Source organism: Arthrobacter sp. KKT183 (assembly GCF_055657625.1).
Genome location: NZ_CM145770.1, coordinates 3,339,669 through 3,358,382 on the forward strand (window position 1 = coordinate 3,339,669; position 18,714 = coordinate 3,358,382).

At 63.8% G+C, this 18,714-nt stretch carries 18 protein-coding genes; 12 read left to right on the forward strand and 6 right to left on the reverse strand.

Annotated features, from left to right (window positions below; all coding sequences use genetic code 11):
• Positions 1-13 precede the first annotated feature (13 nt).
• The 3 genes from ACZ2GY_RS15785 to ACZ2GY_RS15795 all read right to left on the reverse strand — a co-directional run bounded on the left by ACZ2GY_RS15785 (position 14) and on the right by ACZ2GY_RS15795 (position 4,634).
• Complete coding sequence (locus tag ACZ2GY_RS15785; RefSeq protein ID WP_428831024.1) at positions 14-1,309, reverse strand: ABC transporter substrate-binding protein; 1,296 nt, start codon at positions 1,307-1,309, stop codon at positions 14-16.
• Positions 1,310-1,602: 293 nt separating this feature from the next.
• The gene (locus tag ACZ2GY_RS15790) at positions 1,603-3,891 is read right to left on the reverse strand and encodes a beta-galactosidase (protein ID WP_471672419.1); all 2,289 of its coding nucleotides are present in this window, start codon (positions 3,889-3,891) and stop codon (positions 1,603-1,605) included.
• A gap of 41 nt (positions 3,892-3,932) precedes the next feature.
• Positions 3,933-4,634 (reverse strand): FadR/GntR family transcriptional regulator, encoded by a 702-nt coding sequence (locus ACZ2GY_RS15795; RefSeq protein ID WP_471672420.1) that lies wholly within the window; start codon positions 4,632-4,634, stop codon positions 3,933-3,935.
• 131 nt (positions 4,635-4,765) lie between these two features.
• Here ACZ2GY_RS15795 and ACZ2GY_RS15800 point away from each other — a divergent pair, with 131 nt between their 5' ends.
• The 6 genes from ACZ2GY_RS15800 to ACZ2GY_RS15825 all read left to right on the forward strand — a co-directional run bounded on the left by ACZ2GY_RS15800 (position 4,766) and on the right by ACZ2GY_RS15825 (position 9,685).
• On the forward strand, positions 4,766-6,283 hold the full coding sequence (locus ACZ2GY_RS15800) for a four-carbon acid sugar kinase family protein (protein ID WP_471672421.1): 1,518 nt from the start codon (positions 4,766-4,768) through the stop codon (positions 6,281-6,283).
• Positions 6,270-7,172, forward strand: coding sequence for an NAD(P)-dependent oxidoreductase (locus tag ACZ2GY_RS15805; protein WP_346027686.1), 903 nt, complete (start codon positions 6,270-6,272; stop codon positions 7,170-7,172). Before ACZ2GY_RS15800 ends, ACZ2GY_RS15805 begins: the two co-directional genes overlap by 14 nt.
• 118 nt (positions 7,173-7,290) lie before the next feature.
• A complete protein-coding gene (locus tag ACZ2GY_RS15810; protein ID WP_471672422.1) occupies positions 7,291-8,706 on the forward strand; it encodes a GntP family transporter in 1,416 nt (471 codons plus the stop codon).
• A 172-nt stretch (positions 8,707-8,878) separates the two neighbouring features.
• The gene (locus tag ACZ2GY_RS15815) at positions 8,879-9,136 is read left to right on the forward strand and encodes a hypothetical protein (protein WP_471672423.1); all 258 of its coding nucleotides are present in this window, start codon (positions 8,879-8,881) and stop codon (positions 9,134-9,136) included.
• Positions 9,133-9,414 (forward strand): hypothetical protein, encoded by a 282-nt coding sequence (locus tag ACZ2GY_RS15820; protein ID WP_277357510.1) that lies wholly within the window; start codon positions 9,133-9,135, stop codon positions 9,412-9,414. The genes ACZ2GY_RS15815 and ACZ2GY_RS15820 overlap by 4 nt, the downstream gene beginning before the upstream one ends.
• Positions 9,404-9,685 (forward strand): hypothetical protein, encoded by a 282-nt coding sequence (locus tag ACZ2GY_RS15825; protein ID WP_471672424.1) that lies wholly within the window; start codon positions 9,404-9,406, stop codon positions 9,683-9,685. The genes ACZ2GY_RS15820 and ACZ2GY_RS15825 overlap by 11 nt, the downstream gene beginning before the upstream one ends.
• A gap of 6 nt (positions 9,686-9,691) precedes the next feature.
• Here ACZ2GY_RS15825 and ACZ2GY_RS15830 read toward each other — a convergent pair whose 3' ends face one another.
• Positions 9,692-9,850: a hypothetical protein gene (locus tag ACZ2GY_RS15830; protein WP_471672425.1), complete on the reverse strand. Its 159-nt coding sequence runs from the start codon at positions 9,848-9,850 to the stop codon at positions 9,692-9,694.
• On the opposite strand from ACZ2GY_RS15830, the gene ACZ2GY_RS15835 reads away from it, so the two are divergent.
• The 4 genes from ACZ2GY_RS15835 (at position 9,794) to ACZ2GY_RS15850 (ending at position 12,023) form a co-directional block, all read left to right on the forward strand.
• Positions 9,794-10,009 (forward strand): hypothetical protein, encoded by a 216-nt coding sequence (locus ACZ2GY_RS15835; protein ID WP_471672426.1) that lies wholly within the window; start codon positions 9,794-9,796, stop codon positions 10,007-10,009. The two genes, ACZ2GY_RS15830 and ACZ2GY_RS15835, sit on opposite strands and share 57 nt — an antisense overlap.
• Before the next feature lie 53 nt (positions 10,010-10,062).
• Positions 10,063-10,299, forward strand: coding sequence for a type II toxin-antitoxin system RelE family toxin (locus ACZ2GY_RS15840; RefSeq protein WP_471673608.1), 237 nt, complete (start codon positions 10,063-10,065; stop codon positions 10,297-10,299).
• A gap of 215 nt (positions 10,300-10,514) precedes the next feature.
• Entirely contained in the window at positions 10,515-10,958 is a 444-nt protein-coding gene (locus tag ACZ2GY_RS15845) for a PRC-barrel domain-containing protein (protein WP_471672427.1), read from the forward strand.
• 27 nt (positions 10,959-10,985) lie between these two features.
• Entirely contained in the window at positions 10,986-12,023 is a 1,038-nt protein-coding gene (locus ACZ2GY_RS15850) for a zinc-dependent alcohol dehydrogenase family protein (protein ID WP_471672428.1), read from the forward strand.
• A 27-nt stretch (positions 12,024-12,050) separates the two neighbouring features.
• On the opposite strand, the gene ACZ2GY_RS15855 is transcribed toward ACZ2GY_RS15850, so the two are convergent.
• Positions 12,051-14,012, reverse strand: a complete 1,962-nt coding sequence (locus tag ACZ2GY_RS15855; RefSeq protein ID WP_471672429.1) for an FG-GAP-like repeat-containing protein — start codon at positions 14,010-14,012, stop codon at positions 12,051-12,053.
• A 362-nt stretch (positions 14,013-14,374) separates the two neighbouring features.
• The gene (locus tag ACZ2GY_RS15860; protein ID WP_471672430.1) at positions 14,375-16,267 is read right to left on the reverse strand and encodes an FAD-binding monooxygenase; all 1,893 of its coding nucleotides are present in this window, start codon (positions 16,265-16,267) and stop codon (positions 14,375-14,377) included.
• A 240-nt stretch (positions 16,268-16,507) separates the two neighbouring features.
• Between ACZ2GY_RS15860 and ACZ2GY_RS15865 the strand changes: the two genes are divergently transcribed.
• Positions 16,508-18,010, forward strand: a complete 1,503-nt coding sequence (locus ACZ2GY_RS15865) for a fumarylacetoacetate hydrolase family protein (protein WP_471672431.1) — start codon at positions 16,508-16,510, stop codon at positions 18,008-18,010.
• Position 18,011: 1 nt separating this feature from the next.
• Positions 18,012-18,710, forward strand: coding sequence for a GntR family transcriptional regulator (locus ACZ2GY_RS15870; protein ID WP_277357589.1), 699 nt, complete (start codon positions 18,012-18,014; stop codon positions 18,708-18,710).
• Positions 18,711-18,714: the final 4 nt, after the last annotated feature.

An 18,714-nucleotide genomic window follows, 5' to 3' on the forward strand; every position in this document is an offset into this window, starting at 1 on the left:
CACGGCCGGTGTGCTAGTTGTTGACGACGAGCTCGTTGAGGAGCTTGACGGCTTCGTTCCAGGCTTCGTCAGCCGTACCGGAGCCTGTATCGAGGATCTTCAGTGCCGGCGCGAAGACGTTCTCCTGAATCACCGAGTCCTTCGGACCCTTGAACTGCGCGACGACGCCCTCGGCCCGTGAGGCGAAGATGGCACCGTAGGGAGCGTCATTGAAAAGCTCATTGGGTACGGCGTCTTCCACAATCTGCTGCTGTGCCTCGATGGTGCTGGGGAAGTTGTTCGCTGCGGCGGACTGCTTGACCTGCTGCTCCGGGGCGGTCAGCCATGCTGCCAGCTTGGCTGCCTCTGCCGGGTGTTCCGAGCTTTCAGGAACGGAGAGGAAAGCTCCACCCCAGTTGGAAGCGCCGCCCGGGAAGACGTCAGCTACGTCCCAACCGCTCTCGGGTCCTCCGCCTGCGGATTCGAGCTGCTCCTGAATGGTGCCGAGCATCCACGCGGGGCAGACATGCACGGCGAAGGAGCCGTCAACGAAAGCCTTGCCCTTGCCCCAGTCGAACTGCTTCTGGTTGGCGGACAGCCCGTCGGCTGTGCCGGCTGCGAGGAGGTCGAACTTGGCGCGCATGGCCTCGTTACCCTCGACGTTCAGCGCGCCGTCGGCCGTGTAGTAGCCCTCCTCCATCTGGTTCACCATGGAGTTCCACACGAACGCAGACTGGTCATACCAGGCTTTGCCGGTGGCCTCGTTGTACTGCCGGCCCAGGTCGAAGTAGGTCTCCCAGGTGGCGTCGTCGCCGCCGAAGAGTTCAGCAACTTCTTCGCGGTCCGTGGGGAAACCTGCTGCCTCGAAGAGGTCCTGGTTGAAGCACAGTGCCTGCGGCCCGATGTCGGTGCCGTAGCCGATGACGCGGCCGTTGGGATCGGTGCCCTGCTCGAACTTCCAGTCCACCCAATTCTCCTTGATGTCCTGGGCACCGTGCTCATTGAGGTCCACGAACTGGTCAGACACCTCCATGATCTGGCCGAGCCAGCCCTCCTCGACGGCGACGACGTCGCTCAGACCCGATCCGGCTGCGAGTTTGGTGAACGCATCGACGCGGGCGTTGGCGCTGCCGTCGATGTTGTTGGCCTCGATGGTTACGCCGGGGTTGGCTTCTTCGTATTCGGCATACAGATCGTCATAGCCGAAGTTGCCGAAGGTGGTGATGGACAACTCGATGGGGTTCTCGGCGCTGGCCGGTTCATCGCTGCTGCTGCCGCAGCCCGTGGCAACGAATGCCAGGGTCATAGTGCCGGTGAGGGCGGTGATCATTTTGGTGCGTCGTGAAAGGCTCACGGTCACTCCTTTGTGTGCGTGCTTCGATGGGGAAAGGGCGTGCTGGATTCCACTGGCTGGTCTTCTGGAAACGGACGCGATTAGCCTGCGTGGAGAATGGTGCGAAAGTTTGATGGAGCGCTCCATCGGCGGTTCAGTCAATCTACAGATGACCTGGGTCACATGTCAATAGAGCGCTCCATCAAGAATTCTGGGCCCATCGCGGCGCCGTCGGGCTAGAGCTGTTGACAGCCCCGGTGCGGGACCGCGTGCACCCGCCTGACTAGCCGCTATGTCAGCGGCGTGAGCCTACCCGTGAGCACCGAGGCGCTGCAGATCTCCGCTGACGGCTCCGCCAGGGATGCCTTGATCCGTTGCGCCGCTTCCGGAAGACAGATAGGCGTATCAGCCGTCAGCGGGTACACGGCCACCTCGACCGCCCGCCGGTCGGTGTCCTTAGCCGGCGTGATGTCGATCTCCCACGCCGAACCGTCCCAGAACACGTCTTCCTCACGGCCTTCAAACAACGACGACGCGGTGTCACCCACCAGCTCAAGGCGCAGCAGGGAGCGCTGCCCTGCCTTCGCCTCCCCGGTGACGCTGATCGTGTAGCGGGCGGCGTGCGCAGCGAAGTCATCGGGGGACGGCGCGGAGGCGCGCCCCGGTACGGTGACGGGCCGTGCCGGCGGTGCGGAAGCGGGAGCTGTCCGCGTGATCGTCACTTCGTGCGCCTCGGACGATACGGTGAACGGGTGGCGCGAGAAACCGTCGTCGTCCGCTTCTCCGATGGGAGGGAATACTGCCGCGGTGCCGGGTTGGTGCGCGTACACCGCCAGCCCTCCGTCCCGCTCCACCACCGAAGCTGGCGAAAGCACCAGACGACGACGGCCGCTGACAGTAGGCGCCCACGCTTCCAACGCTTGGGACGCCGAAAGAACCAGCACGCGCAACCTCCCACCCCTCTCACTGGTCAGCGTGAAGAAGCCGGGGCGAAGGTCTTCGAGCACCCGATCCCCGCCCACCGGCACACTGGGGTGGCCCTCAACCGCGTACGCGGCCGGCACGGCCAGGTGGGCAGCGACGCCGTCGTTCGCGGCGAGTACCAAAACCGGCGGCTCCCCCTCGGCTTCAATCACGGTGAGGACGTTGAGCGTGGCCCACCGGACGACGACGCCTGCCACCTCCAGCTGCACCGGCCAGGACAGGAACTCCCCGGCTGGGAGATCGACCGGCCGGTGCGGCAACAGGACACTCTGGTCATCCAATCCGATCTCGAACTGCACGCCGGTCCGGGCAGGCAACGGCTCATGCGGCCGGTGATTGTTGATGAAAACAAAGCCGCTCCCACCGTCGCTGCGCAGGGACCAGCGCAGGCCGCCGTCGTCGTCGTTTTCCGGGATGGTGGCATTCATCGCCGCGAGGCGGGAGCCGAAAGCCTCCAGGAAGGAGTGCTGGTTCCGCAGCCGGTGGAAGCTTTCCCGAATCTGGAGGTGGGCGCCGACGGGTGCGCCGAAGTCGTAGTTCAGTTCCGGCAGGTCGTTCGGGTAGCCGGTTGCGTGGGACTCCTGCAGGCCCTTGCGCGGGTTGGTGCCGCCCACGAACATGTAATAGCCCTGCCAGGTGGACCCACTGCCGAGCTTGCAGAGCGCGACGGCGGCAATATCCCGTGCGGTCGGCGCCGGACGCCGGTGGTAGGCCTTCGCCATTCCGCCGCCGAGTTCGCAGGTGGCGGCCGGGAAGTCGGGATGCTTGGCGCCGACGACGCCGGTCCAGCTCTCACCCGCTAGGTCTTTGCCGATTCCAGGGTCATCCCACTGGTGGGAAAAGGTGAAGTGGGCCCGGAAGCTCTCATCCCAGCCCTGATCCGTATCCACCCAGAAGCCGTCCGAGTAGCCGCCGTAGAGCGGGAATACCTCGCCCACCGGGATGTCCGCGCTGCCCCAAGCCGTTGCGGTCCAGAGCGGCGCGTAGAGCCCGCTCTCCCGGGCGATGTCCTTGAGGGCGAGAATGTGGTCGGGCTGGTCATAGATCTCGTTCTCAAGCTGGATGCCGATCACCGGACCACCGCTGCCGCAGAGACCGGCCACCTCACGGCCGATCTGCCCGAACCAGGTTCTGACGGCGTCGAGGTAACGGGGATCGTTGGTGCGTTCGGTGTAGTCCGCGTTGACCACCCAGTCCGGATGACCGCCGTTGCGGACCTCGCCATGGCACCACGGGCCGAGGCGAAGGATGACCTCGAGCCCAATCTCCTCACACAGCTGCACGAACGCCGCGAGGTCGAGGTTGCCCTCGAAGCTTGGAGTGCCGTGTTCCTCCGGCTGGTGATGAATCCAGAAGATGTAGGTGGCGACGACGTTGATGCCGCCCGCCTTCATCAGCCGCAGCGCATCGGCCCAGCGTTCGCGCGGCTGGCGGCTGTAATGCATCTCGCCGGTGACGGGAATCCACGGTTCACCGTTCCGGAGAATGCTGCGGTTGGTGAGCGCTAAGCCGGGGCGGGCGTCGACGTCGTTGGCCATCCGCGGGCGGGTTTCGGGAGCGTCCCAGCCAACGTGGGAGATTTTCAGGGCGGGCATGGTTCCGACGGTAAGCGCATTCCGCGCACCGAGCAACAATGTCAGGGTTCCAGGACGTACGCCACCAGGTCATTGAGCGTCTGCTCCATGTGCCGATCCATGGCCAGCCGGGCGCGTTCGGTGTCATGCGAGCGCATGGCGTCCATGATGTTGGCGTGCTCGGCAATGGCGTTGATTTGAATCTGGACCACCTTCGAGGTCTGCGCGCGCCGGGAGGCAAGGATCCGGGTCAGCGGCTCAAACAGCACCGCAACAAACACGTTTCCGGACGCATGCAGGATCAGATCATGGAAGGCGAGATCGGCAGCGACGAAGCGGTCGACGTCGTTCTCTTCATGGGCTGCGCGCATCTGCGCCAGCTGCCCGTCCATCTCGGTGAGTTCCTCGGCGGTGATGCGGCTCGCGGCGAGTTCGGCGGCGCCGGTCTCGAGCATGCGTCGCAACTCGATCAGCTGCACGGCCACCGCAGCATCCTCCTGGCCCTCGGACGCGGCACGCAGCACGGCTTCAAGGGACGACCACTGGTTCAGCGGGTTCACGAACGTCCCCCGCCCACGCTCCACCCGGAGGATGCGACGTGCCACGAGGGTCTTCATCGCTTCCCGGACGGTCATGCGGCTGACCTCGTGCCGCGCGCTCAGTTCCAGTTCGCCGGGGACACCTGATCCAGGCGGGAATTCACCGGCAACAATGCGGTCGAGCAGTTCATCAGCAACTTCATCGACCAGCGATTTGCGTGCCATGCTCCCCCTCTTCCAGTAACCAGCCCAGTGTACTTGCGCGTCTGCATGGCCTGTGTCACACTAATCGATATGCAAGATGTCTGACATCTTACATTTAGAATAAAGGCCAGCTATACACAACGGAGTGCACAGTGACTACTGAGACGAACCTCCTCGCCGGTTACCCGGCCGAGCTCGCCGTATCCGCCAACGCGGTGGCGCAAACGCTTGAGAACCGCATCTTTGTAGTGCTCGACGACGACCCCACCGGCACGCAGTCGGTCTCGGATCTGCCGGTCCTCACCCGCTGGGAGACCGAGGATTTCACCTGGGCGTTCGGCGAGGGAAAGCCTGCGGTGTACGTGCTGACCAACACCCGCAGCCTTGATCCCGCGGAAGCCGCCGCCCGCAATGACGAAGTGGTCCGCAACGCGCTCGACGCCGCTACCCGGCTAGGATCCGACCTTCGCGTGAGTTTCGTCAGCCGCAGCGACTCCACCCTACGAGGGCACTACCCGCTGGAGCCGGACGTTATTGCCGCCACCGTGGCCGAGATGTCCGGTGAAGCTACCGACGGCGTCGTCATCATCCCCGCCTTTCCCGACGCCGGCCGCATCACCATCGGCGGAGTGCACTACACGCGCGGAAGCGATGACGAACTCATTCCGGTCGCCGAGACCGAATTTGCGAAGGATGCCACCTTCGGTTTCGCGAACTCCGCGCTGCCGAAGTATGTGGAGGAGAAGTCCGGCGGGCGGTTCTCCGCCGGTGACGTGATCGTTCTCGACCTGAACATCATTCGCGCGGGCAGCGAAACCAGCAATCCGGAGCTCTCGGCGACAGCCATCGCAGACGCGCTCGACGGCGCTACCGGCTCCACTCCGATCGTTGCGGACATCGTCACCGAGAACGATCTCCGCGCGCTCTCGCTCGGCCTCGCCGAAGCTGAGCGGCGCGGCAAGCGCCTCCTGTACCGGGTGGGCCCGCCGTTCATGCGTGCCCGCATCGGGCAGGATGTCCGCGAGCCGCTCACCAGCGATGAGGCGTTCGCCGGTACCAGCCCGAGCACTGCGGGCGGCCTTATTGTTGTCGGCTCCCACGTGGGCGTGACTACACGGCAGTTGAACGTGCTGACCACTGAACACAGCGCAGCCCGCATCGTGGAGATCGATGTCGAGCGCCTGTTCACCGCGGACGCGGACCGCTACCTCGACGAGGTCGTGGACACCGTCAGCACCGCCCTCAACGGCGCGGACGTCATTATGCACACCAGCCGCCTCCTGGTGCGCGCCGATGATCCGGCCGAGAGCCTGCGCATCGCGCGCACCGTTTCTGCCGCCGTCGTCGACGTCGTCAACCGGACGCTGAAGGCGTTCCCTCCCCGCTTCGTCATTGCAAAGGGCGGCATTACCTCATCCGATGTTGCAGCCCATGGCCTCGAGATCCGCCACGCGATTGTGCGCGGTCCCATGCTGCCCGGAATCGTGAGCCTCTGGGCGCCCGTTGACGGCCCCGCCAAGGGCATCCCCTACATCGTCTTCGCGGGGAACGTCGGCGACGACCGCTCCCTTGCAGACGTGACGCGCACCCTCAGCGCCACTTCTGACAGCTTTCCCACTGCACAGTTCAACCCAGTACGTACCAATGGAGATACAGATGAGCACCACTGATTACCAGGTCACCGTCCTCGGCCTCGGCGCGATGGGGCTGCCGATGGCAACCCGACTCGCAACACAGCTGACCGTGCACGGCTTCGACATCGCCGAGGAGCGGCTCAAGCTGGCGAACGACGCCGGTGTGCGCACCTTCGCTTCCGGGCGGGACGCGACGCACGGCGCCGACGCCCTCCTGCTGGCCGTCCGTAACGGCGAGCAGCTCACCGAGGTCCTGTTCGGCGAAAACGGTGTCGCCGCAGCGCTGAAGCCGGGCGCCGTCGTCATCCTTACCAGCACCGTCGGCACCGAGGCGATCTCCGGCACTGTCTCGCGTCTCGCGGAATTCGGCGTTGCCCTCGTTGACGCGCCGCTGTCCGGCGGACCGAAGCGGGCCGGGGAGGGGGACCTGCTCATCGTCGTGGGCGCCGACCCTTCGGCTGTGGAAGCGGCCCGCCCGGTGTTGGAGCTGCTGGCGTCAACGCTGAGCATCGTCGGCGACAAGCCGGGCGACGGCCAGGCCCTGAAGACGGTGAACCAGCTGCTGTGCGGCGTTCACATTGCCGCTGCCGCTGAGGCGATGGCACTGGCCGACGCCCTTGGCCTCGACCAGCAGAAAACCTTGGCCGCCCTCGAGGCTGGAGCCGCCGGATCCTTCATGCTCTCCAACCGCGGCCCGCGGATCCTCGAGGCCTACAGCGAGGACGGCGCCGAAGTACTGAGCCGGCTCGACATCTTCGTCAAGGACATGGGGATTGTCGGCAAAGCCACGCGGGGCGCCGGGCTGGCGACGCCGGTCGCGGCCGCGGCTGAACAGCTCTACCTTCTCGGTCAGGCCCAGGGCCTCGCCGCTGCGGATGATTCCGCCGTCATCCGAGTTGTTGCGCCCACGAGGCGCAGCGCCTGACGTCGTCGCTCACTGCACCATCACTGAGCGCACCGTTCGCTCTCAGGCGGCTCCCGCCGTCGTCGTATTTACTAGCAGCCTCACCGCGAGGCTCCCGTTGTCATAGGAGACACCCCTTATGAGCCCTCTCGCTCTCCTCGCCATTGCAGTAGCGGGCGTTGCCCTGCTACTCGTGGGAGTTATCAAGTTCAAGATTCCGGCGTTCCTCGCGCTGCTGGTGGTGAGCGTGCTGGTGGCGCTGGTTGCGGGCATTCCGCTCGGCGACATCGTCAGCACCGTGACTGAAGGTATGGGTGGAACGCTCGGCAACGTCGCGATCCTCGTGGGCCTCGGTGCCATGCTCGGCAAGATGATCGAAATCTCCGGCGGCGCCCAGGCGCTGGCGGGGAAGTTCACCTCGGTGCTCGGCCCGCGCCGCGTGGTTGCAGCACTGACCTCCGCGGCGTTCCTGCTGGCCATTCCCGTGTTCTTCGATGTCGGCTTCATCATCCTCGTGCCGATCATCTACGGATTCGCGAAGGCTGCGGGCGTGAACCCGGTCAAGTTCGGCCTGCCGGTGGGCGCCATCATGCTCGCCATCCACGTGGTTGTTCCGCCGCACCCCGGCGTTGTGGGAGGAGCCGGGATCCTCGGCGCGGATATCGGATGGACCACGGTGCTGGGCCTGCTGCTCTGCATCCCAGTCGGCGTACTGGGCTACTTTGTTGCGCAGAGGCTGAACCGCCGCGAGTACGAGATGCTTCCCGCAACCGCCGCCCAGTTCAAGCTTTTCGGTACCGGTGAGTCCGACGTCGAGCGCGACACAGCGTCCGGCGGCACCGGTGGAGTAGCAACGCAGGTCCGCACCGCGCCGAGCCCCGCAATGATCATTTCCCTGATCGTGCTTCCCATCCTGATGATCATGGTCGGAACCGTCGGCGCCATCCTCCTGCCCGAAGATACCTTCGGCCGGGACCTCGCCGGGTTCATCGGCTCACCGCTGATCGCGCTGCTGACGGCTCTTGGCCTCACCTACTACTTCCTGGGCATCCGCCGCGGCTGGTCCTCCCAGCACACCGGCGAGGTCATGGATTCAGCGCTGGCTCCCACCGCGATCGTCATCCTCGTGACCGGCGCCGGCGGCGTCTTCGGCAAGGTGCTGACCGTTTCCGGGATCGGCACGGCGCTGGCTGAGGGTCTCGCTGCCGTTGGTCTGCCCATCATTGTCATGGCGTTCATCCTGGCCGCAGTTCTGCGTGCGTCGCAGGGTTCGGCAACCGTCGCCATCATCACGACGGCGGGCCTTCTCAGCGCGGCCGTCGCGGCCGGCGGATACTCCCCAGTGCAGACGGCGCTCATCCTGATCGCGATCGGTTTCGGAGCGTTCGGTTTGAGCCACGTGAATGACTCCGGCTTCTGGATTGTTACCCGCTTCCTGGGCCTCTCGGTGGCGGATGGACTTCGGACCTGGACCGTGCTGACGACCATCCTCGGCGTTGCCGGCTTCCTGCTCACCCTTGTGGCGTGGACGCTCGTGGGCGGGTTCGCGGTCTAGTTTCACCTTCGCGCGATATCGTTCGCGCCTCCCGTTAGCTTTTTTGCCATCCGATAGCGGCCTACCGCTATCGGATGGCAAAACTGTTATCGGATCAGTTGTAGTCATCCGCTCTCCCACCCGTTATTGTTCGGAACAGTCCGCTCCTTGTGCAGGGGCGCCAGGGGGGGAAATGAACTGGATCCGCGCCAACCGGCTGATTGCAGCCGGTCTTGGCATCGCCGTCGTCGGGCTTGTGCTCGTTCTTGTTGCCGGGGCCACCGCGCCGCCTGCGACGTTCGGCTGGTTCGCCTATGCACCGTTGGCAAACAACGCCGTCGTAGCACCCGGCCCGACGGCGGGTGAAATCTTCGGAGCGTCCCTCGCCGGAGCGGGTCTCATCCTGTGCGCCGGAGCTCTCGGTTACCTGCGGGGACGGCGCGGCACATGAGGCCGCTGCTGATCTCGCTGCTGGGGGTCGCCGCGCTCCTGATACTGGCCGGAGTGTCGCTGCTGTTTGGCCGGCCGCCAGCCGCTCTCCCGCTTCCCACCGCTCAGTCTGAAGCGAGCATCGCGTACGGTTCGGAGCTCGTGATCGCGTACGACGACGGCGCCTCCTCCTCCGATCTGCTCACCACCGCCGCTGGCCTGCTGGTGCTGGGCGGCCTGATGATCAGCGCCGGCGCCTACGGCGGCCGGCTCGCGAGGGAGGCTCCGGATGCGGACTGATTCCGGTTGGCGGAAAGCGATCGCGGTGTTGTCTGTGGGAGCGCTGCTGGTGGTTCTTGGCGTGTTTCTGGTGATCGGTTCCCAGCCGGCTCCCACGCAGGACTTCGGTTTTGTCGGAGGGCAGGGCCAGGAATTCCACATCACCTCGAACGGCGTCCTGAGCAATGGGCCGCTGTTGCTCAGTCCCACGATGGGCGGGGTGTTGCTCGGTGTCGGGGCCGCGCTCGCGGCGGGCGTCGGCGGGTTCGTGCTCGGCTGTCGTCGTCGTTAGCTCCGGCTAGCTGTATTGCCCAAGCCATCTCGTTTCAGCGTGGCGATGTACAATTTGTACATGACCACAGACATGACGGTAAGTCAGGGCCGGGCTGAACTCAGCGCCGTGACCGCTCGTGCAGAATTCGGCGGCGAGACCACCTACCTCACCAAACACGGGCATCGTGCCGCAGCCGTGGTGCCGGCAGCATCTGCCGAGTTGCTCGAACAACTGGAGGATCTCATCGATGCGAGGAGCGTTGAAATCGCCCTCGCAAACCTTGACTCCGGGAAGGACGAGCGAGTGCCCTTCGTCCGCCGCAGTGGCGCTAACCCCGCATAGTGACTTACTCCATTGCGCTCCTTCGTTCAGCAGACAAACTTTTGTCCAAGTTGGTGAGACAACAGCCGACCGATGCGCAGAATATTGAAGAAGCGATTCAAAGCCTGGCGGAATCACCTCATCCGCCCGGATGCAAACAACTCAAGGGCTACTCCGGCATATTCCGTATCAGAGTAGGCAACTACAGGATCTGCTACCGCGTAGACGACGGCGAGCTACTCATACTTGTGATTGTCATCAACAAGCGGGACGAAATCTATCAGGAGCTGCGGCGTCATCTAGGGCGCTGAGCGAGATTGCTGGACGTTACGTAGCTATCCAGTAGCGAAGCTTCGCCCCTCGCTGGACTACTCCGGGATTCTCCGTGGCGCGTAGACGTGCTGTACATCGGACCGCGCCCTTGCCTGATCCCCCGGCCCGTGATTCGGTGGGAAGTGGGGCTGACAGCCCCGGTCGGGTTCCGACTCACCGAATCCATAGAGGAAACCGAGAGTAGGAGAGGCACATGGCTACGAACAACCCCGCCAAACTGATCAAGCTAAGCGACAGCGATCAGACGGTGACCGCCGAGGAAGACATCCGCGGACTCAACGTCAAGGACAAAGACGGCGAGGATCTGGGGCAGATCGATGCACTGCTGATTGACGACGACGAGAAAAAGGTCCGCTTCCTGGTGGTCGCTTCCGGTGGATTCCTCGGGATCGGCAAGGAGAAGTCGTTCATCCCGGTCGAGGCGATCACGCGTATTGCCGATGAGGTCACGATTGACCAGTCCCGCGAACTGGTCGCCGGAGCTCCAGGTTATGATCCTGAGCTCGTCGACGAGGCCTCCTACTACGAGGACGTGTACGGGTACTACGGATACGTGCCGTATTGGGGCGCCGGATACGCCTACCCGACCTTCCCGTACTACCCGCCTGTTCCGCCTGACCGCTCTGCGGACAAGTAAGGGCGATTCCACGCTTAGACTCCGAGGATGCGCGCAGTAGTTTTCGACCAGGTTCAGGGCCGGCCCGATGTTCGGGAGGTACCGACTCCAGCAGTCACTCCGGGCGGCGTCGTGGTCAAAGTGATGGCAACAGGTTTGTGCCGCAGTGATTGGCATGCTTGGGCGGGCCACGAGGACATAGCGTTTCCCCACGTTCCCGGCCATGAGCTTGCCGGCATCGTCACCGAGGTAGGCGCCGACGTCGTCCGGTGGAAGGCCGGCGACCGCGTGACGGTCCCCTTTGTGTGCGGCTGCGGCCGGTGCGAATGGTGTCTGACCGGAAATGCCCAGGTGTGCCCCAACCAGCAACAGCCCGGCTTCACACACTGGGGATCCTTCGCCGAGTACGTCGGCCTGCATGCTGCCGACACCAATCTGGTGGCTATTCCCGAAGGGATAGATTTCACGACGGCGGCCAGCCTGGGTTGCCGGTTCGCTACCGCGTACCGCGCGCTGGTCAGCCGCGCGCAGGTTAGACCCGGCGAGTGGGTGACCGTTGTAGGTGCGGGCGGTGTGGGTTTGAGCGCGGTGATGATCGCACGCGCGGTAGGCGCACGTGTGATCGCTGTTGACCGTCACGCCGAGGCCCTTGCCGTGGCGTCCGCCCTCGGCGCGGAGCACGTTCTCACGGCCGACGGCGGTGACATCCCGTCCGCTGTTGCTGAACTGACCGACGGCGGAGCTCACGTCGCCATTGATGCGGTAGGCAGTGAGCAGACCTGCGCGGACTCCATTCTGAGTCTTCGGCGCAGGGGCCGGCATGTGCAGATCGGGTTGCTGCCTCCGGTTGGCGGCAATCCCCGCGTTCCGATGGCACGGGTGATTGCGTGGGAGCTTGATCTGCTGGGCAGCCATGGCATGGCCGCCGCCGACTATCCGGGAATGATGGCGCTCATCGAGGAAGGTTCGCTGCGGCCGGACCTGTTGATTGAACGCACCGTTGGACTCGCGGAGGCCGCTTTCCTGTTGCCCGGGTTCGATCGGGCCAAGCCCGCGGGGATGACGATCATCGATCCGTGGCGGTGACGATTCAGGTGGGTGGACGTGGTCCGGTCAGAGGATTGTACTGAAAATGTTCCATCCGGAACCGACCTTGGAACGGGCCTTCCAGCCGCCGGCTCCGTTACCTGGATACAGCCAGAGCGCTCCGTCGGAGCTGCGCGCCATCACGTCGACATGCCCGTCTCCGTCGAAGTCACCGGGGACTAGGATGCTGGTGAATCCGTTCCACCCTGAACCGGCCTTCACACGAGTCTTCCACCCACCGGCTCCGTTGCCCGGGTAGAGCCAAAGGTATCCACTGGCGTCGCGTGCGAGGATGTCCACGTTGCCATCACCGCTGAAATCGCCCGGCCCGAGGATCGCAGTCATAGCGTTCCACCCGGTACCAACCTGCACCCGCGGAAGCCACCAGTGCCAGCCGTCACTGGGATAGAGATAGAGAGCGCCCTGCCGATCACGCGCCAGCACGTCAGCGTTGCCGTCACCATCGAAGTCTCCTGGTGCAATGATGCTGGTCATCGCATTCCAACCGGAGCCGACAGCGGCGGGCGGCTCCCAACCGCCTGCACCGTTTCCGGGATATACGTGCAGGCCGCCTTTGACATCCCGGCCGAGCACGTCCGCAAAGCCATCCCCATTGAAATCGCCGGGTGCAACGATGCTGGTGAGAACGTTCCAGCCGGAACCCACCTGCTTCCGGGGCTTCCATCCACCCAGTGGGTTTCCGGCATACAGCCACAGCCTTCCCGCGGAGTCACGCGCGAGCACGTCTGAATGGCCGTCGCCGGAAAACTCCTTCAGGGTGCCGGTAATGAAAGGTGTGGGCTTGGAAGATGTCGAGTATGGAAAGTATGCCGCCTTGGTGGCGGTTACTCTCACGGATATCGCGGCTCCGATGTCAACGCGCTGCAAGGTGTAGTCAGCGCTGATCGCCCCGGTGATGTCGGCCCCGTTACGCTGCCATTGGATCGAGAGAGTCGCTCCCGCCGTCCAGTCGCCAGTGATAGCCGAGAGGGTACTGCCGGCGCGAGGGGCTCCCGCGATGGTGGGAACGGGCGAGATAAATTCCCCGCGATGAATGCCTGTGTGAGCGGATGTCAGCGAGGTCGGCGGGAGACCTTCTTTGGTCGCAGTCACCGTGACGGTGAGGTACTTCATGTAGTCGGCAGCCGTCGTCGTAAATTTCTCTGCGGTGGCGCCGGCGATCGGGACGCCATTGCGGTTCCACTGATAAGTGAACGTTTCCGGTGCAGGGGACCATATCCCTGGTACGACGGTCAGTGTTTGATCAACCTTGGCAGTGCCCAGGATCGTCGGGACCGTTACCGAAAAGCCTTCCGGTTGCACTTGGCCCGTGCTGCTGGATTGCTGAACCGCGGTGACATATCCGGGTTTCGATCCCGTCACTCGGACACTGATGTTCGCGCCGATATCTGCTTCCACCGGAATGTAGGTAGATTCCGTCGCTCCCGGAATTTCTGCTCCGTTCCGCAACCACTGGTGAGCTCGTGTAACCGGTGCGGGCCCCCATTCCGGTCCAACCTCCGCAAGCGTGGAACCTACCTGCGGGATACCGGTGATTACGGGTCCCCGGTGGGTGAGCATTTGAGCGGGTCTTATCGGGCCAATCTGCTCAGTCGCGCGGGCAAGCAAGGTGCCGCTCTCGTCTCTGCCCGTGGCGAAGCCCTGAATAAATCTGTGCAAGTCCTCATCGGTCAGCGTGTAGCTGGCGCTGGCGGCGCCGTCTATGATGCGGCCGTCGCGTGTCCATGAGTAGGCGAGGTCGGCAGGGAGGGGGCTCCAGTCGCCCGGCTGTATGGTGAGCGTGGAATTCACTACGTGCCCGGCGTTCGATTCGAGCACCAGTGTCGGCGAGGTGAGAGCTTCCGACTCTACGGTCTCTTGCGGGACGGCAGGCTGGAAATCAGCGTCAGCCGGGAGACTGAGAAATTGGCTGGCGATCAGTGCCGCGACAACGGTGGCCGTAGCACGGACAAGACGGGGACGGCTCATTGGCTTCCTCGAAGTGAGACCCCCGGAAAACCGGGCAGTGGGACGCCCGGTTGCTTCCCCCGCGCGTAGTGTATATCGGCTGGGATCAGTGAGGGAATAGTTCGACGACGAGCGCTCGGCCCGCATGCTCGAATCGACAGGTGCCGCGCACGCCCCCGACTCACCTTAAGCTGGAACGCGTGATCAACGGGACAGTGCGCGCGCAGGTAGACAAAGCGTGGGTACCTCCAAATTTACATTCAGACCACGCGGTATAAGGAAGGCAATAACGTCGACCTGGAAACGATTCAGCCTTCGTCGACTTCGAGTTACCCTACATGCACAAATATCTACTCAGTAGGTTGCAGCAGTAGCGACAACATTCAGCGCGGCACGCCCGCCCACATTCCCGCAAAGAACTCGCCCAGCTCCGCCGTCGCCGTCAGAGGCAACACATTGGCCACGTACTGGTCGGGGCGGACAACGACGACGACGCCGCCACGGTCCAGCCCGCGCAGCTCGAAGATGTCCTCCGCCTGGTCGGTGCCGAAAACCTTCTCCAGGTAGTTCAGCTTGAACGGCCCGACTTCCGGCTTGAAGACCGCTGGCACGGCGTTGATGTCGATGCTCTGGTGGTCCTGCTGATAGATCACCTTGACGTCGAACCACGCGTCGAGGTCGGCTCCCTCGGGCGTTGCAGCGAGCGGTGACTCCGGTGAGTTCGTCAGCCACTCGGCGAAGTTGGTTACCTTCGATGGATTGCCCGGCAGTGGCTCGTCCGCGAAGACGTAGATCCGCCAACGACCGTCAGCCGTTGCATGGTGGCCGAGGTGAAGCGGGTTGGTGTCGCACACCCGGACTACCGGTGCAGATTTGAAGCGCTTGCCCACGGGGAAGCCGGTTGCCAGTTCCTGATGTATTGCCTCGGCAACGATCATCGACGGCGAGTACTCCGTCATGAATCCGGCGGGGAACTCCATGGTTCGGACGTAGAAGTTCTCGAGTTCGGTGGGGTCCTCGAACTCTTCGGGCTTCTTCGCCATGAGCGAGGACCACTGCTTGTCGAAGTCGATGAGGTTCTTCGCAACCACCTGGCGTTCCGCCGAGTAGGTGGACAGCAGACTTTCCTTGCTCCGGCCTTCCAGCACATGGCCGAGCTTCCAGGCGATGTTGAAGCCGTCCTGCATGGAGACGTTCATGCCCTGGCCGGCTTTGGCGCTGTGTGTGTGGCAGGCGTCTCCGGTGATGAAGACGCGCGGGGTGCGGGTTCCAATGTCCTCCGGAAGGACGTCGTCGAACCTGTCCGTGAGTCGGTGGCCAACCTCGTAAACACTGTTCCAGGCGACGTTGCGGACATCGAGCGTGTAAGGGTGCAGAATTGCGTTGGCCTTCTCGATGACCTCCTCGATGGTGGTGCTGCGGATGTCACCCTTGGTGTGCGCGTCCACCTCACCGAGGTCCACGTACATGCGGAACAGATGGCCCCCTTCGCGCGGAATGAGCAGGATGCTTCCGCCCGTACCGGATTGGATGGCGCACTTGAGCCGGATGTCCGGGAAGTCGGTGACGGCGAGGACATCCATGACGCCCCATGCGTGGTTCGCCGCATCACCGGCGAGCGTGCACCCAATCGCCTGGCGGACTTTGCTGCGTGCTCCGTCCGCCCCGATCACGTACTTGGCGCGGACCGTGCGCTCCTGCCCTTCGCGGGGCCCGGCGGTGTGAAGCAGGGTGACGGTCACGGGGTACTCTCCGCCTTCATCGACCTCAAGGCTTTGGAAATCGAGTCCATAGTCCGGGGTCATGCGGGTAGGTGCGTTTGCCATGAACTCAGCAAAGTAGTCCAGCACCCGCGCCTGGTTGACGATGAGGTGTGGAAACTCGCTGATGCCCGTCGGGTCATCGAGCGGGCGAGCCGTTCGGATGATGCGTGAAGGATCCGCCGGATCCGGCTTCCAGAACGCCATCTCGGTGATCCTGTACGCCTCGGCGATGATGCGCTCGGCGAACCCAAAGGCCTGGAAAGTCTCAACGCTACGGGCCTGGATACCGTCCGCCTGCCCAATTGCGAGCCTCCCTGGGCGGCGCTCCACCAAACGCGTGGTGATATTCGCGAACTGTGACAACTGCGCAGCGGCAAGCATGCCGGCCGGACCGCTGCCGACAATCAGGACATCGACCTCCTCCGGCAACTCCTCGGGCCGATCTACGCCGACGCCGGCTGCCGCCTGGACACGTGGATCACCGGAGACGTAGCCATGATGATGGAAGTGCACGCGCTGTCCTCACTCACTTCTTTGTGAAACTTTTGGGGATGCCCGTCACCGTGTTCACTATCTGAACAGCTATTTCTATAATCGAATGACGGTGCCAAAACTGTACGACGAACATGATGCACAGCACAACCGTTCCGAACACGCGAACGGGGGTTGACGTGCCACACTTCACAAGACAGACTCATCGTATACGATTTCGTACATCGAAACATCGCCTGGATCTAATGAGGAGTACGCGGCATGACAACGGAGTCACAGACCACCGAAGCAAGCACCCAGCTCCTTGCCCGCACCCGCAAGGTCATCGCCGTCCACATCAACTACCCGAGCCGCGCCGCGCAGCGTGGGCGCACCCCCCAGAAGCCCTCCTACTTCCTCAAGCCGCCGTCGTCGCTCGCGGTGGGATCCACCGAAGCGCCCGGTTCGGTCGAACGCCCGGCCGGCTGCGAACTGCTCGGTTATGAAGGGGAAATCGCCCTCATCATCGGCAAGCCGGCACGCCGGGTCGGCTTGGAGGACGCCTGGAGCCACGTGGAGTGGATCACCGCAAGCAATGACCTGGGCGTCTATGATCTCCGCTACGCAGACAAAGGCTCCAATCTCCGTTCCAAGGGCGGTGACGGATTCACCCCCGTCGGGCCGCAGCTCATCCCCGCGGGTGAGGTCGATCCCGCCGCAATGCGGGTGCGCACCTGGCACAACGGTGACCGGGTGCAGGATGACACCACCGAGGACCTCCTCTTCCCGTTTGCCCAGCTCGTTGCGGACCTCTCGCAGCTCCTCACTTTGGAGGAGGGCGACATAATCCTCACCGGCACGCCCGCGGGAGCGTCAGTCGCCCAGCCCGGTGACGTCGTCGAGATCGAGGTCACCGCCGGCAGCTACAGCAGCGGCAAGCTCACCACCCGAGTGGTGGAGGGAACCGCGCCGTTCGCGGACTTCGGCGCGCAGCCCAAGGCGGATGACGCCCAGCGTGAAGAGGCGTACGGATCACGCGAGGCCGCCGGTTTTGAACCGAGCAGGCAGGCACTGACACCGGAAGTCAGGAAGAAACTCGAAAGCGTTGCTACCGCCACCCTGTCCTCCCAGCTGCGCAAGCGCGGTCTGAACAACGTCAGCATCGACGGCCTGCAGACCACGCGCCCGGACCGCCGGGTTGTGGGCGTGGCCCGCACTCTGCGTTTTTTGCCCAATCGAGAAGACCTCTTCAAGACCCATGGGGGTGGCTTCAACGCACAGAAGCGCGCCATCGATTCAGTGAACGACGGCGAGATCATCGTTATGGAGGCACGCGGCGAGAAGGGCACGGGAACAGTGGGTGACGTCCTGGCCCTGCGCGCCCAGGTACGCGGTGCGGCAGCCATCATCACGGACGGCGGCGTCCGGGACTTCTCGGCCGTCGCTGATCTTGATATGCCAACCTACTTCGCCAATCCCCACCCCGCGGTCTTGGGCCGCCGGCACATTCCGTGGGACACGGACATCACCATTGCATGCGGCGGAGCCACCGTGCAGCCCGGAGACATCATCGTGGCTGATTCCGACGGCATCATCGTAATCCCACCGGCCCTGGCCGAAGACCTCGTCGAGGACTGCATCCAGCAGGAAAAGGAAGAGACTTTCATCTTCGAGATGGTCAAGCAGGGCAACGGCGTTGACGGGCTTTTTCCGATGAACCCGGAGTGGAAAGCGAAATACCAGGAGTGGGTGGCCTCAGCTTCGGAAGGAGCATCAGGTGGTTGATATCGCCTTCGGGCCATCCGTCGTTGTACAGACCGCCGGTGACATCAAGCCCGGCAGCAAATCCGAGCAGGCATACATTTCAATCAAGGCTCGCATCGTCGAGGGGACCTTCTCCCCTGGATACCGGCTCGTATTGGCGAAGATCGCCGAGGACCTCGGCTTCAGCGTGGTGCCGGTGCGGGAAGCGATTCGGCGGCTGGAAGCCGAAGGGCTTGTGAAGTTCGAGCGCAACGTCGGCGCCACAGTCTCCGGGATCGACCCTACGGAGTACCTCTATACAATGCAGACGCTCAGCATTGTGGAGGGGGCGGCCACCGCGCTGTCCGCGCCGCTGATTGACTCCGCGGCGGTCGCGCGGGCGCGGGCCGTCAACAAGGAAATGCACGACTGCCTTGATCACTTCGACCCCGTGCGCTTCACAAGGCTCAACCAGGACTTTCACAGCGTTCTGTTTGAGCACTGCCCCAACCCGCACATCCTTGATCTGGTTCATCGGGGCTGGAATCGACTCGCAACGCTGCGGTCCTCAACGTTCCGGTTTGTCCCCGGACGCGCACGCGAATCGGTCAGCGAACACGAAGACCTGCTCCAACTCATCGAATCGGATGCCGACGCCGACACCATTGAACGCGCGGCGCGAAGACACCGCTCTGCCACTCTCGACGCTTACCTCGCGCAAGCGCCCGCCACCACCCAGTAGATTC